Genomic DNA, 18,436 nt, shown 5'->3' with positions numbered 1-18,436 from the left:
TTAGGTTAAATACATGAGCGTCGCTAGACAAAGACTCTTTATTTGTAGCGCAACCAAATAGAGAAATAACTAACAGAGTAAAAATACACTTCTTCATGATTGACCTATAACTACCGCCACACAGGCGAGCAACTTGTTGCGAGTCCAGCGCCGCAGGCGCGGTGTGCTGGTGTTTGTTATGCGTATATCTCATTTTATTGGTTTTTTATTGAGCATTACTTTGGTTTTAATTACCAGTACCAATGTAGGTATTTGTAGTGCGAAAAATGAAATGCTTAGTCCTTTGAATGACGGATTTGCCTCTCCAGTAAACACAAGGACGCCAACTAAAAAAAGCCAAATAACAAGGAAAAATAAGCCATAGCCTATCAGCGATTTAAAAACTATCTGATTACTTGGAGTCATAATTTCCCGAACACATAACTATAAGCACAGGGGCAGCGTCCCGCGGCCGCAGGCCGCTACTGATGCGCCTTGTTAGCAACCCGTGCAACAAACAACACCAGCCGTGCAATTTAAAAACTTGCGGCCGCATAACATAAAAACACCATGCCACCGCCCGGGTCGTTGGCGCAAGACGCCAACGGTTTGAATTACTTTTAAGCGCCTTGCCAAGCCAGTTGAACCATGAAAACCGGCGTTGAAGTAACGAACGGGTTAAACCACCGAACGTACCGAAAATACACAATTACACCGACTTTGCTTTTGCAAGCTATCGCCCCGCTAAAAGGCGAGCGTTAGCGAGTCCGGTGGAGGCGGCGCTTTTTGTAGCCGGAACGTATTTGAGCGGCTTGTTAGCCATCGTCTTTTAGTGCCTTCTCTGCTACCGCTAAATCTGCCAACGTAACCTTTGGGTTAGCCTTTGCCATCGAAAGAAAAAGCTCAGAATTCTGCAAAATGAGATGGGCAAAAGTACCCTTTTCAAGTTTGCTATTTTTGTGACCAAGATCTTTCCGAATCTCTCTGAAAAAGTCTTCCATTAAGAATATTGAATCAGCATCAGGATTCCCCTTTTTCAGATGGGTCATCCACTTTATGTATTTGAGCAAAACATCTTGACCGCCCCACAGAACCATTTTACGTTGCCATTCTCGTAGAAAATCCACAAGGCTCTTAGCTTCAGCATCATCTTCATCATGCTCTGAGTAGAAAACCTTGAAAAACTCTTTCAGAAACTCGTCGTATATTTCCGTTTTAGTCTGGCGATAATGTGCCTCTATATCTTTTTTCCGCTCATAGTACTTACCCAATACAACCGTCAAGGTTGAAACAGACACAGTCGTAAAGGCAGTTATCGCAGCTAGCGCAACTGTAGAATCCAAGGACTTGAATTGGCCCCAGATTTGAGAAAGCAGCCAATACGTCCCCCAAACCATTCCAATAATAAGTGCGAGGCCAAACATCAATGACAGGGCTTTTCTCATGATTCTCCTAGATGGCTAACGCCGCCATAAACGGCACAAAATAGCTGGCTATACTTGGCGACGAAGGAGCACAAGCCAGCTGTTTTGTGTCCGCGTTTTAATGGCCTTGTTAGGTGACTTTACCCAATTTTTGCTAGTGTCTCTTGAGCAGCTACCATAACAACTTTCCATTTAGTGTCTTTTAATAAATCATCAATAGATTGATTGTCGCTATCAATATTTTGCTCAAAAATTTTTGTGAACTCCCAGAGGATTAACTTTTCATCCGCGGTGAAACTTTCAGATATTAAACCTGTTCCTTGAGGTAAAGAGTCCATAACTAAATCATCAAACCACCAACAAACAAATTCGCTTTTATAGTCGATGTATTCAATTTTTGATGCAAATTCTCTCTGTTTTGCCGGAGACGATATAAAGTTCAAAATATCTAGGCTCAAATTTCTGAATTCCGAAGCAGTACTATCCATAGTTACCTAACGCCGCAAACAGCGGCCGAACGATAGTGAGGTCCAGCACAGGCGCTTTTTGCCTGTGCACCGCTGCTTTGCTTTGTTAGGCATTTTGAACAACCACTGTTTGCGAGCTTGGTGAACTGTACTGCCATGCTTCAGGCCCGCTACAAGCTTCTGTAACAACAAACTCCGCCCCACCTTGAAATCTAAGTGACAACAAGGGCTGACTTGAAACTGATGTTAACGGTAAACCGATAAGACTTACCAATGCATCACAAAAACCAAACTGCCCTTGCAGTAACAAATTTCCGTCCTGCTTTAGTTCAGCTGTGTTGTAAATGCTAAAACAAGCATCCTGAAACACCAAATGAATGTAGTCATGAACGAACACGACCTGGGACAATGGCGCTACTGGTAGGATATATGGACTCATAATGATGAATGCCTAACATTTTATTAGTGCGCATGCGCGTTTACCTTGTTAGACCAGTGAAAACGCGCACAGTTAACTACCTGTATGCAAAGAACTTATCAGCATTCAGCTAAATACACCATCTGGAAAAACGCGCATGCGCGTTTTCCAAACCTATTATCTAATCCATGTGGTTTATATATGCATGATTTTAAAAATATTTATTTGTAGTCAAATGTGAAAACGCGCACAAAGTTAGGATAAAAATCATCATTTTTAAATATGACTGTATGCCTATCCAGCCTTTAGTCATCGGTATGAATTGCAAAAGTTGAGTTATTAAGGATGAAAATTTTTAGGCTAGAAAGTCTGCTTTTAACTGCACCACAGACAACTTGTTAACTCACTTTGGGGCAATAGCTTTTTAGCTAAACGAACAGCAGAAGTGTTAATTAAGATTGGCATTGTTGCAACTGTGACCGTTGGCGGCATGGATGCCGTCGTCGAGCCCTCAGGGACGCTTCTTGTTAAATGCAAGGGCGGCGAGTCACAGGGGAAACAATGACAATTCATGCTGCAAACTGACAACAAAGTTATCTTGCTTTGGGGCAGAAGTAAGTTAAACCAACCTATCGGATCTAATTACATCCTGATGTGAATCTTGCAGGTTCAGTCCAGGCTAATTCACCTTTTGTCATCTGCATGTCATCTAAACTTCATCATTCGGTCAAAGCCCCCCACTAAGCTCATATTCGTTAACAGCCTAATGGGGTGAATACGAGATGACAGGATTTAATTTCAGGAAACTTGAGAGGTCTACGCGGGGAGAGATAAATGACCCCAGCCTTTCCCCTCCCATCTTTAATCGCTCAACGCCAACATTAGCACCAACATCCTCAAATCAATCCAATTGTGCCGCTATTACCCCATCCGCATCAACTTCAGCCCATACAGCAAGCATCACAGTTAACGCCCTCTGGTTGTCAGATATTCATTTAGGCTGTAAGGATTGCAAGGCTGACTACCTGCTCAGCTTGCTTGAAACCGTGCGTTGTCAGCACTTGTATCTGGTCGGTGACATAGTCGATTTATGGGCGTTGAAACGTAAGCTGCACTGGCCCGATAGCCACAATAAGGTACTGCAGAAATTCATTGAACTGGCACAAAACGGCACCCAAGTGATTTATCTGCCGGGCAACCACGACGAACTGATTAAACCCTACGCCGAGCTAAGCCTGTGGAATATTAAAATTGCCCGCCAACATATTCACCACGGAATTGGCGGCCATAAACTCTTGATGCTCCACGGGGATCAGTTTGATGCCGATGTGTGTGTCGGCCGTTTCTACGCCATATTGGGCGACCATTTATATGACCTATTATTGTTCCTCAATCGCAATCTCCATAGCTTGCGGGAACGCTTAGGTTATCCCTATTGGTCACTGGCAAGTTATATCAAGTCCAAAGTGGGCAAGGCTCAAGCGGCTATTGAACATTACCGTCAAGCGGTACTCAACTATGCCCAGCACTTTGATGTTGACGGTGTGATCTGCGGTCATATCCATCAGCCCGAACTCTCGACTCACTCCAGAGCCGCCCAATATTACTCACCACTCAGTCCCCCTGAAAAGAGGCAGATCATCTACGCCAACGACGGTGACTGGGTCGAAAACTGCAGTTTAATCACAGAAACCTTAAGCGGCGAATTACAACTTTGCCGCTGGAACGAGCAAACGCTCAAGCTCGATATTCTCAACAGTATAGCGCTGGTACAACAGCAGCCTGAGATGCACAAAGACAAGCAACAAAAAACGGCAGCGCAGCAAATGCCAAACATAAATACCGGCGAGACTCGCCCAAGGGATGTTGCCTAACACTATGAATCAATTACATAACACTATGAATCAATTACATAACACTATGAATCAATTACATAACGCTATGGAATACAATGAAAAAACGCTAAACAGAAACCTTAGCCACAACAAGCATGCTGTGCCGTTTAAGGTGAATAACATGATTTTTACCGTTGATAATGTGGTTGAACAAAATCTACCAGCGATCAATGACAAACCTTGGCTCGCTAAACCTGCCAAGGCCATGCTGCGTTACCTGCTCAATGAAAAACAGTGCAACGATATCGCCAGTCAATATACCTATTTACAGGGCGTAGACTTTGTCGAACAAATGCTGGCGAGTTTTGACTTTAGTTTTACCGTGCCCGCCAACGAGATAGAAAACATTCCCTGTGAAGGCCGAGTGGTCATATTCGCGAACCATCCTATAGGTTCACTCGATGCATTAGCGCTCATCAAACTCATCAGTGAAGTTCGCCCAGATATAAAAGTCGTCGCGAATGAACTCTTGATGGCGCTGGAACCGCTGCACTCAATCCTACTGCCAGTACGCAATATGACCGGCGGCACACCGAAACAGCATTTAGAAAAAATCCACCAGCACCTACGTAACGAAGGAGCAGTGCTGATTTTCCCGTCGGGCGAAGTCTCGCGCCTGCGTCCTAACGGCGTGCGTGATACCCAATGGCACTCAGGCTTTTTAAAGATGGCAATTTCCTGCAATGCGCCCCTACTGCCAATATTTTTAGATGCCAAAAACTCTGCCACTTTCTACGGCGCATCTATGATTTACAAGCCACTCGCGACACTGCTGCTAGTGAAGGAAATGTTCAAGCAGGCTAAACGTAATATGCCGATCCGCATTGGCGAGCTCATTCCCAATGAAGCCGTACGCTCAATGGACTTTCCACTCAAGACAAAGATAAAACTGCTTAAAAATCACTTGTATCGTATCGGCAAAGATAAAGATCCACTGTTTATCACCCAGAGCGCTATCGCCCACCCCGAATCGCGCCGTGAACTGCAAGCGGCACTGCAACAATGTGAACTTCTAGGGGAAACGCAAGATAAAAAGTTGATTTATCTCTACCAACACCACGACAGTAATCCCATCATGCGGGAAATCGGCCGCCTGAGGGAAATTGCCTTTCGCGCCGTAGGCGAAGGTTCGGGCAAGCGCCGCGATATCGATAAATACGATTCCTACTACCAACACTTAGTGTTGTGGGATAAAGAGCAGTTTGAAATTATCGGCGCCTATCGTTTTGCCAGTGGTGAGCAAGTCTTAGCAAAATATGGCGACAACGCACTCTACAGCCAATCCCTATTCCAATACGCCGACAGCTTTATGCCCTTTGTGAAGCAAGGGTTAGAACTCGGTCGCAGCTTTGTGCAGCCTAAATATTGGGGTAAACGCAGTTTAGATTATCTGTGGTTTGGCATTGGGGCTTATCTCGCCAAGCATCCTGAATATCGTTATCTATTTGGCCCTGTGTCCATCAGTAATCAACTGCCTGGAAGTGCTAGGGAAATGCTAGTGCACTTTTATGCGCGGGAATTTGCACCTGCGCAGCAGATGGCAGTTTCCATGTCGCCCTTTGGCTTATCTAAATCCCAAAAAGCTAAGTTAGATGACTTGTATTTCTCCGAGGATTATCAGAGTAACTTTAAGCAACTCAAACAAGTGCTCGCGAGTATGGGGGCGGCCGTACCTACGCTCTACAAACAATATGGTGAACTGTGTAAAACCGATGGGGTTAAGTTTCTCGCCTTTGGTATTGACGCCGACTTTGGCGATTGTATCGATGGCTTAGTGCTGGTGGACACCCACAAACTGAAAGGCAAAAAGTATCAACGCTACATAGGCGCACACTTGCCCGAATCGGAGCGGATGCCAATCACAGCGGATGATGAGCCAGAGGTCCAAGATCTTTGAGTTAAAACTTTGTAATGGGTGTTGGCTAAACTTGCACCACTCTGTTATAAGTAACTGTAATGCAGCGCATTAACAGAGCGCATCTTAGGATGCGCAAGCTTAACAGGGGATCATCATGCCGATCATTATCGCCGATATTATGAGTACCCGAGTCGTCACGGTTGAAATGGACGATAGATTAACTGTGGCGAAGGAAATCTTCGACCAAGCGAGCTTTCATCACTTGTTGGTCGTCGATGAGTACCAACTTGAAGGCGTGTTATCGGAGCGGGATCTATTGCGTGCGATTAGCCCGAACTTGGGCAGTAGCGCCGAAACCGCAAGAGACTTAGAAACCCTGCAAAAACGTGTGCATCAAGTGATGACGCGTAATCCGGTTACTGTCGCACCCCACATCAATTTAGACACGGCGACCCGCATGTTATTAGATAACAATATAGGCTGCTTACCCGTGTTAGAGGACGGTAAATTGGTTGGGATTGTTACTTGGAAAGACTTATTACGTGCCTATTGTGAGTACAGGGCACAAAATCAAAGCGAGTGCTAATCCTAAGACTGCACTCGCTTCTGTTCTCAATAACTCAGTTCAAATCACTCAGTTTGCCTAACTTAAATCGCCCAGCCACCCATATAAAACACCACTAAACCTAAGGTGATGGCAAGCACGCCTAACTTCAGTTTGCGCCATTCGCCACTGCAAATACGGCCTACCACCAGTGTCACAAAACCCAGCATAATACCGGTAACGATATTACAGCTTAAGATGATAAACACAGCGCAGGTTAAGCCCGACATGGCATCAACTTTATCGTCAAAATCGAGTTTCGCCACATTACTCAGCATCAACAAACCCACATACATCAAAGCAGGCGCTGTCGCATAGGCAGGCACTAAGTAGCTTAATGGCGCTAAAAACATCATCAATAAAAACAGTACGCCAACGATAGTCGCGGTTAAACCTGTCTTACCGCCCGCTGCAGTCCCCGCCGCCGACTCGATATACACAGCCGCTGGTGCACCGCCGACTAAACCTGCCACCATACTGCTGACTGAGTCTGAAGTTAAGGCTTTACCGCCGCCGACAATATTGTCGTCTTTATCGAGTAAATTAGCTTGGCCAGCCACAGCACGGATAGTGCCGGTCGCATCGAAAATCGCCGTCATCACTAACGCTAATACGATAGGCAATACCACAGGATTAAAGGCACCCATAATATCGAGCTGACCAATCAGTGAATGCTCTGAGGTAAAATCAGGCAAGGCGAACAAACCTTGGTATTTAACGCTCGGATCGAACACTAAACCAAATACCGATAGCGCGATAATCACCAACAAAATACCGCCAGGTACACCGCGGCGCTCTAAACCAATTGTCGCCGCTAAACCTATAACGGTAGCGATAACAGGTAAGCTGTTAATGTCGCCTAACTTCACAGGTAAGCCTGCGCTATTGGCCACAATCAACTGCACACTGTTAGTCGCAATCAAAAGTAAAAACAAGCCGATACCTATGCCTGTACCGTGGGCTATGCCCTTTGGTAAATTCGCCAGCACCCACTGGCGAATACCTGTCACACTCACAAGTGTGAACGTCACACCCATTAGGAAAATAGCGCCTAAGGTGACTGGAATCGACATTCCCTGACCTAGGACTAAGCTAAACGCAGTAAAGGCCGTGAGCGAAATAGCGCAGCCAATCGCCATAGGTAAGTTAGCCCATAAACCCATGAGCAAAGAACCAAATGAAGCAATTAAACAGGTGGCGATAAACACGGCGCCGGGATCAAATCCCGCTTGGCCTAACATGTTAGGCACCACAATCACTGAGTAGACCATAGCGAGGAAGGTTGTGAATCCCGCAATCACTTCTTGGCGAACAGTGCTACCACGTTGTTGAATAGAAAAATAACGGTCCAGAAACGAACCAGAGGATACGGCTGTTGAACTCAATTGCTCAGACATAATATTGTTATACCTTGTGATCTCTTAAAATGGGGTCGGTACCAATTACCCTAAAACGCAATTGGCGACGCTGGCTGCGGCAGATTAGAGCCCCAAATCCATCAGACTTGGGTGAGAGATCCACATCATTTTCCTACTGTGGGAAAAATCCATGATCTGCAAGCAGTGATGCCTCGCGATGATTAAAAAGCCATTAACCATGTAGACGCAGCCGTTGTTGGCCGCGGATGATACTGGAATCTCCCAAAGATAGCTAAGACATCGCCTACACTTCGATAAAAAATTAGCGGCAAAAACTGAAATCTGTTGTTTAAAAAAACGCCTAAACCTATGTAATAACTGCTACTTAATATCACATTAATCACGATAAGAGTCTGCCAGTGCCGCGTAAACGTACGCTAACTTCACCCTTCCTTCGTCTCCCAATATTAGAATATGGCAAGTCAACCAAACCTTGATACTGTGTATTGATACTTGGCGTATTAACGTTTCAGTGGTTGTTGTTTAAGAAGCCACACTTACGCTTTCTGTAACGAACACCTCGTCATTCACACCACCTGCGTGAATATGCGATCTTGGTAGCTTTATTGAACAAAAAATTACTCTGCTTTTACAGTCACATCAATATGACTTATGCTTAGAGGCACTGATGGGACTACACTTAGCTGACTATGAAAGAAAAAGGATTGGGTATGGACGAAAGGCGTAAGTTTTCGCGGATTCTATTTGCCACGAGCGCACATCTACAACAAGGTGGTGCACAGTGGGAGACGACCATTCTCGATTTGAGTCTAAATGGCGCCTTGGTTGAAGAACCGCAAAATTTTATTAATTCGGGTGATGCTATTACCCTCAGTTTTGCCTTACCAGAATCTGACATTGAGATCCGTATGGAAACTGAGTTGGTCCATCAAAAAAATGCCCAATTAGGTTTGAAGTGTAACTTTATCGATGTTGATAGTATCAGCCACCTAAAACGTATGGTGGAACTGAACCTAGGTGATGCTTCTTTGCTGAATCGTGAACTTATGTTGTTTATCGAAAAACACAATATCACAGATTAAGACACTCGCTCACAAACACAAACAGCGCCTAATGGCGCTGTTTTGCTTGCAGGTGTTAATCTCACTCGCGAGCATTTGATGCTAAATCGCTTCTAGCGCTTCAGATAACTTAGAAACACCCACCACTTCCATCCCAGCTGGAGGCTTTTTCGGCACATTGGCCTTGGGCACTATTGCTCGCTTAAAGCCATGCTTAGCGGCTTCGATTAATCGCTCTTGCCCATTAGGCACAGGCCGAATTTCGCCGGACAGCCCGACCTCACCAAAGGCAACTAAATCGCTAGGCAAAATATCACCGCGAAAACTCGATACCATTGCAAGCAGCAAGGTTAAGTCGGCACTGGTTTCCGTTACTTTCACGCCGCCCACCACGTTAACAAACACATCCTGATCCGACATCTGCAAACCACCATGGCGGTGCATTACGGCAAGCAACATGGCCAAACGGTTTGCATCCATACCCACAGCCACGCGGCGCGGGTTAGACATGGCTGAGTTATCCACCAGCACTTGCAGCTCCACCAACAAGGGCCGCGTGCCTTCCCAAACCACCATGACAAGCGAGCCAGATGATTCTTCTTCACCACGAGAGAGGAAGATTGCCGAAGGATTGGCGACTTCCTTTAAGCCACGCTCGGTCATGGCAAATACGCCTAATTCATTGATCGCGCCAAAACGATTTTTATGGGAGCGCAAGGTGCGGTAACGACTATCGCTATCCCCTTCGAACATCACAGAGCAGTCGATACAATGTTCCAATACCTTGGGCCCAGCCAAACTGCCATCTTTGGTCACATGGCCGACCATAATCACGGCAATGCCATTTTCTTTCGCAAAACGGGTTAAGTAAGAAGCGGATTCACGCACCTGCGACACACTGCCAGGGCTCGATGCCACATCACTCATGTGCATCACTTGAATCGAGTCAACGACGATGACTTTCGGCAATTCTTTAAGGGCAACTTCGCAAATTTGCTCGACGCTGGTTTCAGACAACATCCGCAATTTATTGGTTGGTAAACCAAGGCGATGGGCGCGCATCGCTACCTGCTGCAACGATTCTTCACCCGTGACATAAAGTGCAGGCATTTGCTCGGCCAAATGACACAGAGTTTGCAATAAAAGCGTACTCTTACCTGCGCCTGGATGTCCGCCTATCAAAATGGCAGAACCTGGTACAATCCCACCACCGAGCACTCGATCTAATTCGCCAAAATGACTCAAGATCCGCGGTAAGGCATTGAGATCGATTTGATCTAATGTCTTCACTTCATTGCTGCTTGCTCCGGCATAACCGACAAACTTAGTGCTGCGCCCAGGCGAAGCTGCACCGAGCCTCACCTCAGTGATCGTATTCCATTCCTGACAAGCGCTACACTGCCCTTGCCAACGGGGAAAGTCTTGTCCACACTCATTACATACGTACGCCGTTTTATTCTTTGCCATAACTCATTAAAATCTGTATAAAATCAATTTAAGTAACTGCGAATACTGCCGACATAAGACTAACAGCCCAATACAAAATAAGCATTAAAAAGAACCCTACATGAGTCTAGATAACCATAGTGCACTCATCGAACAGCTCAAGCCATTGCTCATGGAACCTAACTTCCAAGAGATTTTCCAGCAGCTGACGATAGATGAAACCAATTCGACCCGTTTTCTAGTGAAAATGGAACTCAGTCGTTTGGCTTCACCATGCACGCGAATTATCGATCTCAGGGATAAATCTGAGCTTCCTTGTGTTGAAGTGATGTTAGGTCAACAGCGACATTTTTTAGATGAACCCGCCAAAAACAGTATGCATGAGGCCATGTCACTGTTTCGCAACCAATATACCTTGGGAGTATACGAGTATGTACTCAATGCTCACCAACAACGTCGGTTAAAGTTACGCCAAGGTGTCACGCAGGTAGAGGCCGCTGAGTCAGAGCCTTTTATGGTGCCCGGCGTGGTATTAGGCAGTTATTTCAACCGCACAGAAGAGCGGATGAATTACAGTATTCGCATCGCAGCATCGCAAACCGGCCGTGGTGAAGTACAAGGGATAACTGCAGATTTATCCGTAGGTGGTGCCCGTATTCGCCTTGCAGCTAACCATCCCTTCGATCTCGACCATCCCCTAAAAATAAAGTTACTGGAACTCAGTGAAGAGTTTTACTATCCCGATCTCCAGCTCGGTGTTGACTATGAGGTTGTCGATAGCCAAACCAATGGCGAATATATTTGGTTAAGACTCAAGCGTATTGGGGGCAGCGAAGCCTTAAGTGAAATGCTTGGCAATTTAATCCGCGGCTACAAACTGCGTTACAAAGTAGATGTGAATGATGTGATAGTCACAGCAACAGGGCTTGGATTTGAGCGCCATTATTTACCCCATTTACCGCACTTACCTTTATATTTCAATACTCAAACTCAAGGTTTGAGCCACATGCTACTCAGCCGAGATAACCAGCAGATAGTGCATTATTTTCAAGATGAAAATGATGTGAGCCAGTTACCAGCTATGCTGACACCAAGCCGTTTATCTGAGCTACTTAATCATCCTGAAAATCCCGACCATGGGCTATTTTTTAGCTTTACCTATAATGCCCAAGGTTGCTTATATTTTTACTCTGCCACCTTAGCAGAGCTTAAAGCTAAGGGCATGATGCCTTTATTTTTAGGCTTTGCATCGACCAAGCCCAGCTGGCGGATCTTCAAAGTCACCCAAGATAAAATTTATCATGATAAGGGTTATCGACGTGCGACCCTCCCCGGAGATGAAGCAAAATTTAGCCCATTGGTCGAACAACAATTATCACAATTTAGCCATTTGCTTCAGCTCATCGAAATCAGCAACGAAGATACCAGAGGCCATTACAAAGCTTGGCAAGACGACAGTAATGCCAACGCCCTAAAAACCTTTGGTCAACAAAGACTGACCACCAATCAAATTAAGTTAGTTTCCATGCAGTTTAGCGAGCGACGCCAAGAAGCGCGTTTCGCCTTTAAAACCTTAGTCAATGTGACTCAAGACAAGCACAAAGCCACGGGCATTACTTTAGATATTTCAAGCCGAGGCATGCAATTAACCTTGGATAATCCTGCAGATTTTTCATCAAATAAACCACTACTATTAAGCTTCCCAAAGCTCCAAACCATTGCAGGCAAAACACAGCTAGATAACCTTCCCTACCGCTTAGTGCGTACCCGCAAGAATGGTGTAACCTTGCATTTAACCGCCGTTATGGGCCATACGCCCCATGTTGGGGTCGAATTTTTAAATAAACTTATTGCCCATAACAAAGAAAAATTAGAGCAACTCACCGAAAACAATAGTGAAATCAAAGAACTTGCCGATGGTTTAAAAAATATTTTGATGCATGATTTACATTCTGTGCCCTATTTTGTTGAAAAAACGACAAAATCTGCCCAAGTCGCTTGTTTAGGCGTTGGTACACAACAGGATGAGATCAGCGATATTTTTGCCGCGGGCACCTCAGATACTCTGCAATATAATTTAGCGCCACTGCTAAAAGACGGTTTTTTTAAGCGAGATATTCTCGAACCTATCCGTCAAATGAAACCCCAACAGGACATGGATTTTATTGAAGTGTTTATTCAGTTAATTCGTCAATCTCGCGGAAAAATCTTTTTAAAGTGCACTCTTGCAACTGAAATCGGTGATGTCGAAGCACAGATAACCTTTATCAATCAGAGCAAAGCACTAGGCAGGTTCCTCGCCCTACGCATTTATCGCGGCGCGACAGAGAAGCCTGACATGAACTACCTACGCCGTGAATTGGAATACATTAATATTCATGCAAACCATAAAGCTAAGCAGTTAGAAGAACAGTTATGGCGTGTGATTGGTGTCGGCGAACTGTTAGATATTACCCAAGAAGTCGAATTAAGATACCCAGTACTGCATAAAAAGCAGTCTTAATTGTTCAATACCGCCAGATCAAAACTTAAATACCAATCCTTTATCTTAGGAAAATGATCGCTGGTGGCATCTAAATGCGTCAGCATATCTGCATGGCCATAGTCATGCTTAAAGCCATTATCCTTAGAGAGAAGCGTCGATTTAACCCGTTTAAAACCACACTCTACGACCATATCCGCCACATCTTCTGGATGCCCCAACACAGTATCGTTTTGCCCTGAGATAAACCAAGCCGGTGGCCAATGAGCGCGCTTTGCCGCTTTCGCATAATCAAACCCATCATCGTGATCGATCCAATCACCCCGCACCCAATCGATACTTTGAACTAATGAGGCGCGACTTTCATTGTCCATACCAATGCGCAGCTTATCGGCGGCGAGGTAACCTTGGCCCATCGCTAAACCTGGCGCTAAACGGTTCCAAAAAACATCAACCATTAACCACTTCTTGAAGGACTTAACCCGAATTGTCCGTTTGCTACCGAAAGTAAGCAGTGAACGAACGCTTTGCTGCAAATCAGGATATCGGGCCAAACTACTCGCCATCAACACACCGCCCCATGAATGGGCGCACCAATGCACCTGCAAAGGCGCAACGGCTTTACGAGCCGTCTGCTCTTGGCAGACTTTTTGATGTAAATCGAGAATCGCCTGCTGCACTAAAGGTAACTGCTCGCGGATCACTTCACCCTGCCCTAAGGTAAAATCACGATCGATTTTAGGCAAGCTGAGCCCTCTTCCTGCAGTATCCAGCACATACACCACAAATCCCGCCTTCGCTAAATAACAACCAAGACCACGGCCACTCTGGCTATAAAACACCCGACCGTTAGACATAGCACCATGGAGCATGAGGATAGGCGTCTTAGAAAAATCAGGCGCAGCCGGTAATAACTGGCGTAGATGCAGTTGACCATCGCGGTACGGCAGGTAGATTGAAGACTGTGAAATGGTCGAAATTGAGCCTTGGGCGAGCTGAGTCAAAATAAGTCACTGGTAGTTTATCAATATCCCTAAACTACCAGCTCATCAATAAAAGACAAGAGTCATTGCTCTAACTCAGTCTCTATCCAGACTTATATTTAAATAAATGAATAACCTAGATTTGTAGCAGATAAGGTAGAACCCGCAGGTCGAGATGGCGAATATTGGCATCCGCCGCCGCTGCCAGCTTAGGTTTGGCATGGAAAGCGATACCAAAATCCGCTGCCATCACCATAGGAATATCATTCGCGCCATCGCCGATCGCGACTCTTTGGCCTTTTGGAATTTGCCACTGCTCACTGCAACGCTCAACCACATCTGCTTTAAACTGCGCATCCACAACTTTACCTGTTACTTCACCCGCAAGTTTACCGTCAGTGATCACTAACTCATTAGCAAAGGCCGCATCTAAGTTTAGAAGCTGCCTTAAATGGCCAACAAAAGGCGTAAAGCCGCCAGATGCCACCACTAAACGCCAGCCATGGGATTTAAGCTCTAAAAGCATAGGCTCAAGCCCAGGCATCAAAGGCAAGTTGTCGCACAAGGTCGTGATAATACTGGCATCGGCGCCCTTAAGCTGTGCCACACGCTGACGCAGACTCTGCTCAAAATCTAGCTCACCTTGCATAGCACGTTCAGTAATCGCCGCCACGCGCTCGCCAACGCCCGCCATAGCAGCTAATTCATCAATGCATTCAATCTGAATCGCCGTGGAATCCATGTCCATCACTAATAAGCCGGGATGATTCAAGCGAGGCAAATCAAAATTGATGACATGCAGTTCAGCTAAAGACTGCGGGAATGCCGCTAACTGCGCCTGAGAAGGCAAATTTACCAGTGCCAACTCGATGCAATGTAAGCCAACTTGGCGTTCGATATGGGCGATACCGATAACGTTAGACTGAGGCAATTGCGCTATCCATGCCGATATTGTCGCCTCTACCACGGCATCTTGATAAATAATTCGCACACGTGAAACACCAGCGGGTTTTGCTGACTCTTGATAACGTTCAAACACTTGCCCTTGGCGTTCAAACCTTGGGGAATGGTCAGAGACTAACCACAAAAAAAGCGCATCTTGGTTCAAGCTTTCCATCGGACTTAAATTCTCCAACTATCGGGCTCACTCAGAATCAATTATGATTAGGCAAGCGCTCTACATTTTAAGGGTCAAAGTGTTATATCTTAAAGGGCTAAAGAAAAGCCATAAAATCAGTAGACTGATCCAAATTGCCGCCGCCTTCGCCTTAATATTCGGCTTAGTGCAATTGTGGCAGACAAGCCTACTACAAGGTCAGTTGCTTCTAAAGTCCCAAACTCAAAAGATGGCCAGATTACTGGTACAGCAAACCGCTTATGGTGCCGCACCCGCGCTACAACTGCAAAATGACGAACAGTTGCAATGGCTCGCCAGCGCTTTAGTGGAAGATCCTAAGGTGATGTCCGCCGCCATCTTCAGTGACCAAGGCATGCGGCTATCCTTCGCTCAAAGCATCACTAAGGATGTAGTTGATCCTGACTCGGAAGAAATGAATTTGCTGCTAAGCAAATATCCTCCCTATGTAGAGCCCGTGATCCAAGAAGGGAAAAATCTAGGTTATGTCGAAGTCAGGCTTGATACCAAGTTATTTTTCAACGAAATCAAAGAAGCCCATAATTTAAACATGGAGCAACAACAAATCATGCTGCTGGTTGCAGGCTTGATTGGTATGTTGCTTTCACGCTCTTTGTCTTTCAAACGTGCCGACTTCGACCGCCGCCGCTTTCGGGTTAAGTTGCGTCAAGCGCCAAAAAAACCTAAGAAACGATCCTCAGCTGAAGAGCAATCAGAAAGTGTTAATAATGGTTTGGCGCAAGTGCTAACCGAAGATCAACTGGTGTCGACCACTGATCATCCACAAGAAAAAGCGGCTAAACCCACTAAGGCGCCAAAAGCAGTGACAGAGGCAAATACCGATAAGCTCACTCAGACCAGTGTGCAAACTAAGGCCGAAAAAACGTCAGAAAAATCATTGGAATTACAGGATAATACAGCCGTTGAAAACGCGGCAAACGATGCGGAACAAGCGGTACCTGTTAAGGTTAAACCTAAAGTGAAAAGTGTCCGTCGGGTAAAACACGCGACTAAAGCAACAGCCGCTGCGGCCGAAACCTCGACGCCAAAAACACCCAGTGAACCAAGTGATCTCGACACAGATTCAACAGGTTAATCTCTATTTCGATAGATAAGGTAAATCACTAATCTATTGATAGCTAAGCTCTAGATAAGCCATAAACAAGTAATTTCTAATAACCAAACCATTAATAACAAAGTCGAATAGAACAGCCGCTAAAAATTGGCATAAAAAAGGGTTCGCATTGCGAACCCTTTTCAGTAGCACACTCTTACAGCGTAACAGTTACAGTGTAATCGCCGCTTCTAATGTCATGATGATCATGTCATTGAATGTGGTTTGACGTTCTTCTGCAGAAGTCTTTTCACCGGTGCGGATATGATCAGATACAGTCACAACGCACAGGGCACGTGCGCCAAACTCATGGGCAACGCCGTACAAACCAGCCGCTTCCATTTCAACGCCTAATACGCCCATCTTCTCCATCACGTCAAACATTTGTGGATCAGGAGTGTAGAACAGGTCCGCAGAGAAAATGTTACCTACGCGAACTTTAGTGCCACGAGCTTTCGCAGATTCGATAACCGCATTCATCAGCTCATAGTTAGCGATAGCGGCAAAATCTTGGCCTTTAAAACGTAAACGGTTAACCGCTGAGTCAGTACATGCACCCATACCGATGATCACGTCACGTACTTTAACGTCAGTGCTGATCGCACCACAAGTACCCACACGGATCAGGTTCTTAACGCCGTAATCACGAATTAATTCAGTTGCATAGATAGAGCATGAAGGAATACCCATGCCAGAACCCATTACTGAAATACGCTTACCTTTGTAAGTACCAGTAAAACCTAGCATGTTTCGAACATCAGTCACTTGCTCAACATTTTCTAAGAATGTTTCAGCAATATATTTTGCACGTAATGGATCGCCTGGAAACAGCATTGTCTCAGCGAATGCGCCCTCTACAGCATTAATGTGTGGTGTTGCCATCGAAATAACCCCTGTTTATTTTATTAAGACTTAAGTCTTTGTTTACTGGCGGCAAATGTCAGCCGCCAAATCGAAATAAATGCTAATTTGCCTAAAGGAACGATTCGCCATAGGCCATAGGTTCAAGCTTAAAGTGGCTCGCAATAGATTGGCCGATATCGGCAAAGCTGTTACGACGACCCAGCGATCCCGCTTTCAATCCAGCGCCAAAGGCTAATACTGGCACATATTCACGGGTATGATCCGTGCCTTGCCATGTTGGATCGCAACCGTGATCCGCCGTTAAAATCAGCAGATCGTCTTCACCTAATAATGCGAGCATTTCAGGCAAACGGGCATCGAAATATTCCAGCCCTTTGGCATAGCCAGCAACATCACGGCGATGACCGTAGTGAGAGTCGAAATCAACGAAGTTAGTAAACACTATAGTGTTATCACCCGCAGATTTCACTTCAGCTAAGGTCGCATCGAAAAGTGCTTCTAAGCCGTTCGCCTTCACTTTTTTAGTGATACCACAGTAAGCATAAATGTCGGCAATCTTGCCTACACTCACCACTTCACCGCCAGCCTCTTTCAGCTTATCGAGTACAGTTTTTGCAGGTGGCGCGAGCGAATAATCCTTACGATTGCCGGTACGGGCAAAATCACTTGGACCAGTACCATCAAATGGACGGGCAATGACGCGACCTATGTTGTAAGGCTCTAACTCTTCACGGGTTATTTCGCAAAGACGATAGAGATTGTCTAAACCGAAGGTTTCTTCATGACAAGCGATTTGGAATACTGAATCAGCAGAGGTGTAGAAAATAGGCTTGCCAGAGCGCATGTGCTCTTCGCCTAACTCTTCTAAAATGGTTGTACCTGAGGCATGGCAATTACCTAAGAATCCATCCAGACCTGCACGGGCTAAGATCTTATCCGTCAGTTCTTTAGGGAAAGAATTTTGGTGCTCGCTGAAATAACCCCACTCGAATAGTACGGGCACGCCCGCCATCTCCCAGTGACCGCTCGGCGTATCCTTACCCGAACTTAACTCTTGTGCATGACCATAAGCACCAATCAGCTCAACATTATCGCCAAAACCGGAAGCAAAGGCGCCAGTACTTTCCATCGCCGCATGGCCTAAACCTAAGCGCGCTAAGTTAGGTAATTTCAGCGGGCCTTCACGGCCAATATCGGCTTTGCCTTCGGCGCATGCTTTAGCAATATGACCAAAGGTATCGGAACCGACATCACCAAAGCTTGCTGCATCAGCAGAAGCACCAACTCCAAAGGAGTCCAACATCATAATAATGGTACGTTTCATAAT

At 45.6% G+C, this 18,436-nt stretch carries 15 protein-coding genes; 6 read left to right on the top strand and 9 right to left on the bottom strand.

The genetic code is table 11. The features are described 5' to 3' along the window. Window positions 1-794: 794 nt before the first annotated feature. The 3 genes from KO533_RS15260 to KO533_RS15250 form a co-directional block, all read right to left on the bottom strand. Complete coding sequence (locus tag KO533_RS15260) at window positions 795-1,424, bottom strand: hypothetical protein (protein WP_219254935.1); 630 nt, start codon at window positions 1,422-1,424, stop codon at window positions 795-797. A 119-nt stretch (window positions 1,425-1,543) separates the two neighbouring features. Beyond that, window positions 1,544-1,891: a hypothetical protein gene (locus KO533_RS15255; RefSeq protein ID WP_219254934.1), complete on the bottom strand. Its 348-nt coding sequence runs from the start codon at window positions 1,889-1,891 to the stop codon at window positions 1,544-1,546. Between the two features lie 85 nt (window positions 1,892-1,976). After that, entirely contained in the window at window positions 1,977-2,309 is a 333-nt protein-coding gene (locus tag KO533_RS15250; RefSeq protein ID WP_219254933.1) for a hypothetical protein, read from the bottom strand. A 761-nt stretch (window positions 2,310-3,070) separates the two neighbouring features. On the opposite strand from KO533_RS15250, the gene KO533_RS15245 reads away from it, so the two are divergent. The 3 genes from KO533_RS15245 to KO533_RS15235 all read left to right on the top strand — a co-directional run bounded on the left by KO533_RS15245 (window position 3,071) and on the right by KO533_RS15235 (window position 6,627). Then, a complete protein-coding gene (locus tag KO533_RS15245) occupies window positions 3,071-4,162 on the top strand; it encodes a UDP-2,3-diacylglucosamine diphosphatase (RefSeq protein WP_219254932.1) in 1,092 nt (363 codons plus the stop codon). Between the two features lie 25 nt (window positions 4,163-4,187). Then, window positions 4,188-6,080 carry a lysophospholipid acyltransferase family protein gene (locus KO533_RS15240; protein WP_219254941.1) on the top strand — a complete coding sequence of 631 codons (1,893 nt, stop codon included), beginning with the start codon at window positions 4,188-4,190 and terminating at the stop codon, window positions 6,078-6,080. A 115-nt stretch (window positions 6,081-6,195) separates the two neighbouring features. Next, a complete protein-coding gene (locus tag KO533_RS15235; RefSeq protein WP_113939315.1) occupies window positions 6,196-6,627 on the top strand; it encodes a CBS domain-containing protein in 432 nt (143 codons plus the stop codon). A 62-nt stretch (window positions 6,628-6,689) separates the two neighbouring features. Here KO533_RS15235 and KO533_RS15230 read toward each other — a convergent pair whose 3' ends face one another. After that, complete coding sequence (locus tag KO533_RS15230) at window positions 6,690-8,042, bottom strand: NCS2 family permease (protein ID WP_105251716.1); 1,353 nt, start codon at window positions 8,040-8,042, stop codon at window positions 6,690-6,692. 692 nt (window positions 8,043-8,734) lie between these two features. Here KO533_RS15230 and KO533_RS15225 point away from each other — a divergent pair. Then, window positions 8,735-9,106, top strand: coding sequence for a PilZ domain-containing protein (locus KO533_RS15225; RefSeq protein ID WP_173243387.1), 372 nt, complete (start codon window positions 8,735-8,737; stop codon window positions 9,104-9,106). Between the two features lie 81 nt (window positions 9,107-9,187). Here KO533_RS15225 and radA read toward each other — a convergent pair whose 3' ends face one another. Continuing rightward, window positions 9,188-10,552 carry a DNA repair protein RadA gene (gene radA / locus KO533_RS15220; RefSeq protein WP_006082696.1) on the bottom strand — a complete coding sequence of 455 codons (1,365 nt, stop codon included), beginning with the start codon at window positions 10,550-10,552 and terminating at the stop codon, window positions 9,188-9,190. Between the two features lie 100 nt (window positions 10,553-10,652). Between radA and KO533_RS15215 the strand changes: the two genes are divergently transcribed. Further along, entirely contained in the window at window positions 10,653-13,034 is a 2,382-nt protein-coding gene (locus KO533_RS15215; RefSeq protein WP_173243384.1) for a PilZ domain-containing protein, read from the top strand. On the opposite strand, the gene KO533_RS15210 is transcribed toward KO533_RS15215, so the two are convergent. Both KO533_RS15210 and serB read right to left on the bottom strand, forming a co-directional pair. Beyond that, the gene (locus KO533_RS15210; protein WP_173243381.1) at window positions 13,031-14,017 is read right to left on the bottom strand and encodes an alpha/beta hydrolase; all 987 of its coding nucleotides are present in this window, start codon (window positions 14,015-14,017) and stop codon (window positions 13,031-13,033) included. The two genes, KO533_RS15215 and KO533_RS15210, sit on opposite strands and share 4 nt — an antisense overlap. A 115-nt stretch (window positions 14,018-14,132) precedes the next feature. After that, entirely contained in the window at window positions 14,133-15,113 is a 981-nt protein-coding gene (gene serB, locus KO533_RS15205) for a phosphoserine phosphatase SerB (RefSeq protein ID WP_219254930.1), read from the bottom strand. A gap of 79 nt (window positions 15,114-15,192) precedes the next feature. On the opposite strand from serB, the gene KO533_RS15200 reads away from it, so the two are divergent. After that, on the top strand, window positions 15,193-16,227 hold the full coding sequence (locus tag KO533_RS15200; RefSeq protein WP_173248578.1) for an AhpA/YtjB family protein: 1,035 nt from the start codon (window positions 15,193-15,195) through the stop codon (window positions 16,225-16,227). A 189-nt stretch (window positions 16,228-16,416) separates the two neighbouring features. On the opposite strand, the gene deoD is transcribed toward KO533_RS15200, so the two are convergent. Then, window positions 16,417-17,127, bottom strand: coding sequence for a purine-nucleoside phosphorylase (gene deoD / locus KO533_RS15195; RefSeq protein ID WP_113939310.1), 711 nt, complete (start codon window positions 17,125-17,127; stop codon window positions 16,417-16,419). Between the two features lie 91 nt (window positions 17,128-17,218). Further along, a complete protein-coding gene (locus KO533_RS15190; protein WP_028761437.1) occupies window positions 17,219-18,433 on the bottom strand; it encodes a phosphopentomutase in 1,215 nt (404 codons plus the stop codon). Between the last annotated feature and the right edge of the window lie 3 nt (window positions 18,434-18,436).

It is taken from the genome of Shewanella sp. NKUCC05_KAH (assembly GCF_019345585.1).
Classification (GTDB): Bacteria; Pseudomonadota; Gammaproteobacteria; order Enterobacterales; family Shewanellaceae; genus Shewanella; species Shewanella oncorhynchi.
This window is presented reverse-complemented; position numbering and strand designations above follow the sequence as displayed.

Bases quoted from the DNA above. Each gene is read 5' to 3' on its own strand.
- KO533_RS15240 (WP_219254941.1), top strand. From the start codon at position 4,188: ATGAATCAATTACATAACACTATGAATCAATTACATAACGCTATGGAA.
- KO533_RS15225 (WP_173243387.1), top strand. From the start codon at position 8,735: ATGGACGAAAGGCGTAAGTTTTCGCGGATTCTATTTGCCACGAGCGCA.
- deoD (WP_113939310.1), bottom strand. From the start codon at position 17,127: ATGGCAACACCACACATTAATGCTGTAGAGGGCGCATTCGCTGAGACA.
- KO533_RS15235 (WP_113939315.1), top strand. From the start codon at position 6,196: ATGCCGATCATTATCGCCGATATTATGAGTACCCGAGTCGTCACGGTT.
- KO533_RS15260 (WP_219254935.1), bottom strand. From the start codon at position 1,424: ATGAGAAAAGCCCTGTCATTGATGTTTGGCCTCGCACTTATTATTGGA.
- radA (WP_006082696.1), bottom strand. From the start codon at position 10,552: ATGGCAAAGAATAAAACGGCGTACGTATGTAATGAGTGTGGACAAGAC.
- KO533_RS15250 (WP_219254933.1), bottom strand. From the start codon at position 2,309: ATGAGTCCATATATCCTACCAGTAGCGCCATTGTCCCAGGTCGTGTTC.
- KO533_RS15230 (WP_105251716.1), bottom strand. From the start codon at position 8,042: ATGTCTGAGCAATTGAGTTCAACAGCCGTATCCTCTGGTTCGTTTCTG.
- serB (WP_219254930.1), bottom strand. From the start codon at position 15,113: ATGGAAAGCTTGAACCAAGATGCGCTTTTTTTGTGGTTAGTCTCTGAC.
- KO533_RS15190 (WP_028761437.1), bottom strand. From the start codon at position 18,433: ATGAAACGTACCATTATTATGATGTTGGACTCCTTTGGAGTTGGTGCT.
- KO533_RS15245 (WP_219254932.1), top strand. From the start codon at position 3,071: ATGACAGGATTTAATTTCAGGAAACTTGAGAGGTCTACGCGGGGAGAG.
- KO533_RS15255 (WP_219254934.1), bottom strand. From the start codon at position 1,891: ATGGATAGTACTGCTTCGGAATTCAGAAATTTGAGCCTAGATATTTTG.
- KO533_RS15215 (WP_173243384.1), top strand. From the start codon at position 10,653: ATGAGTCTAGATAACCATAGTGCACTCATCGAACAGCTCAAGCCATTG.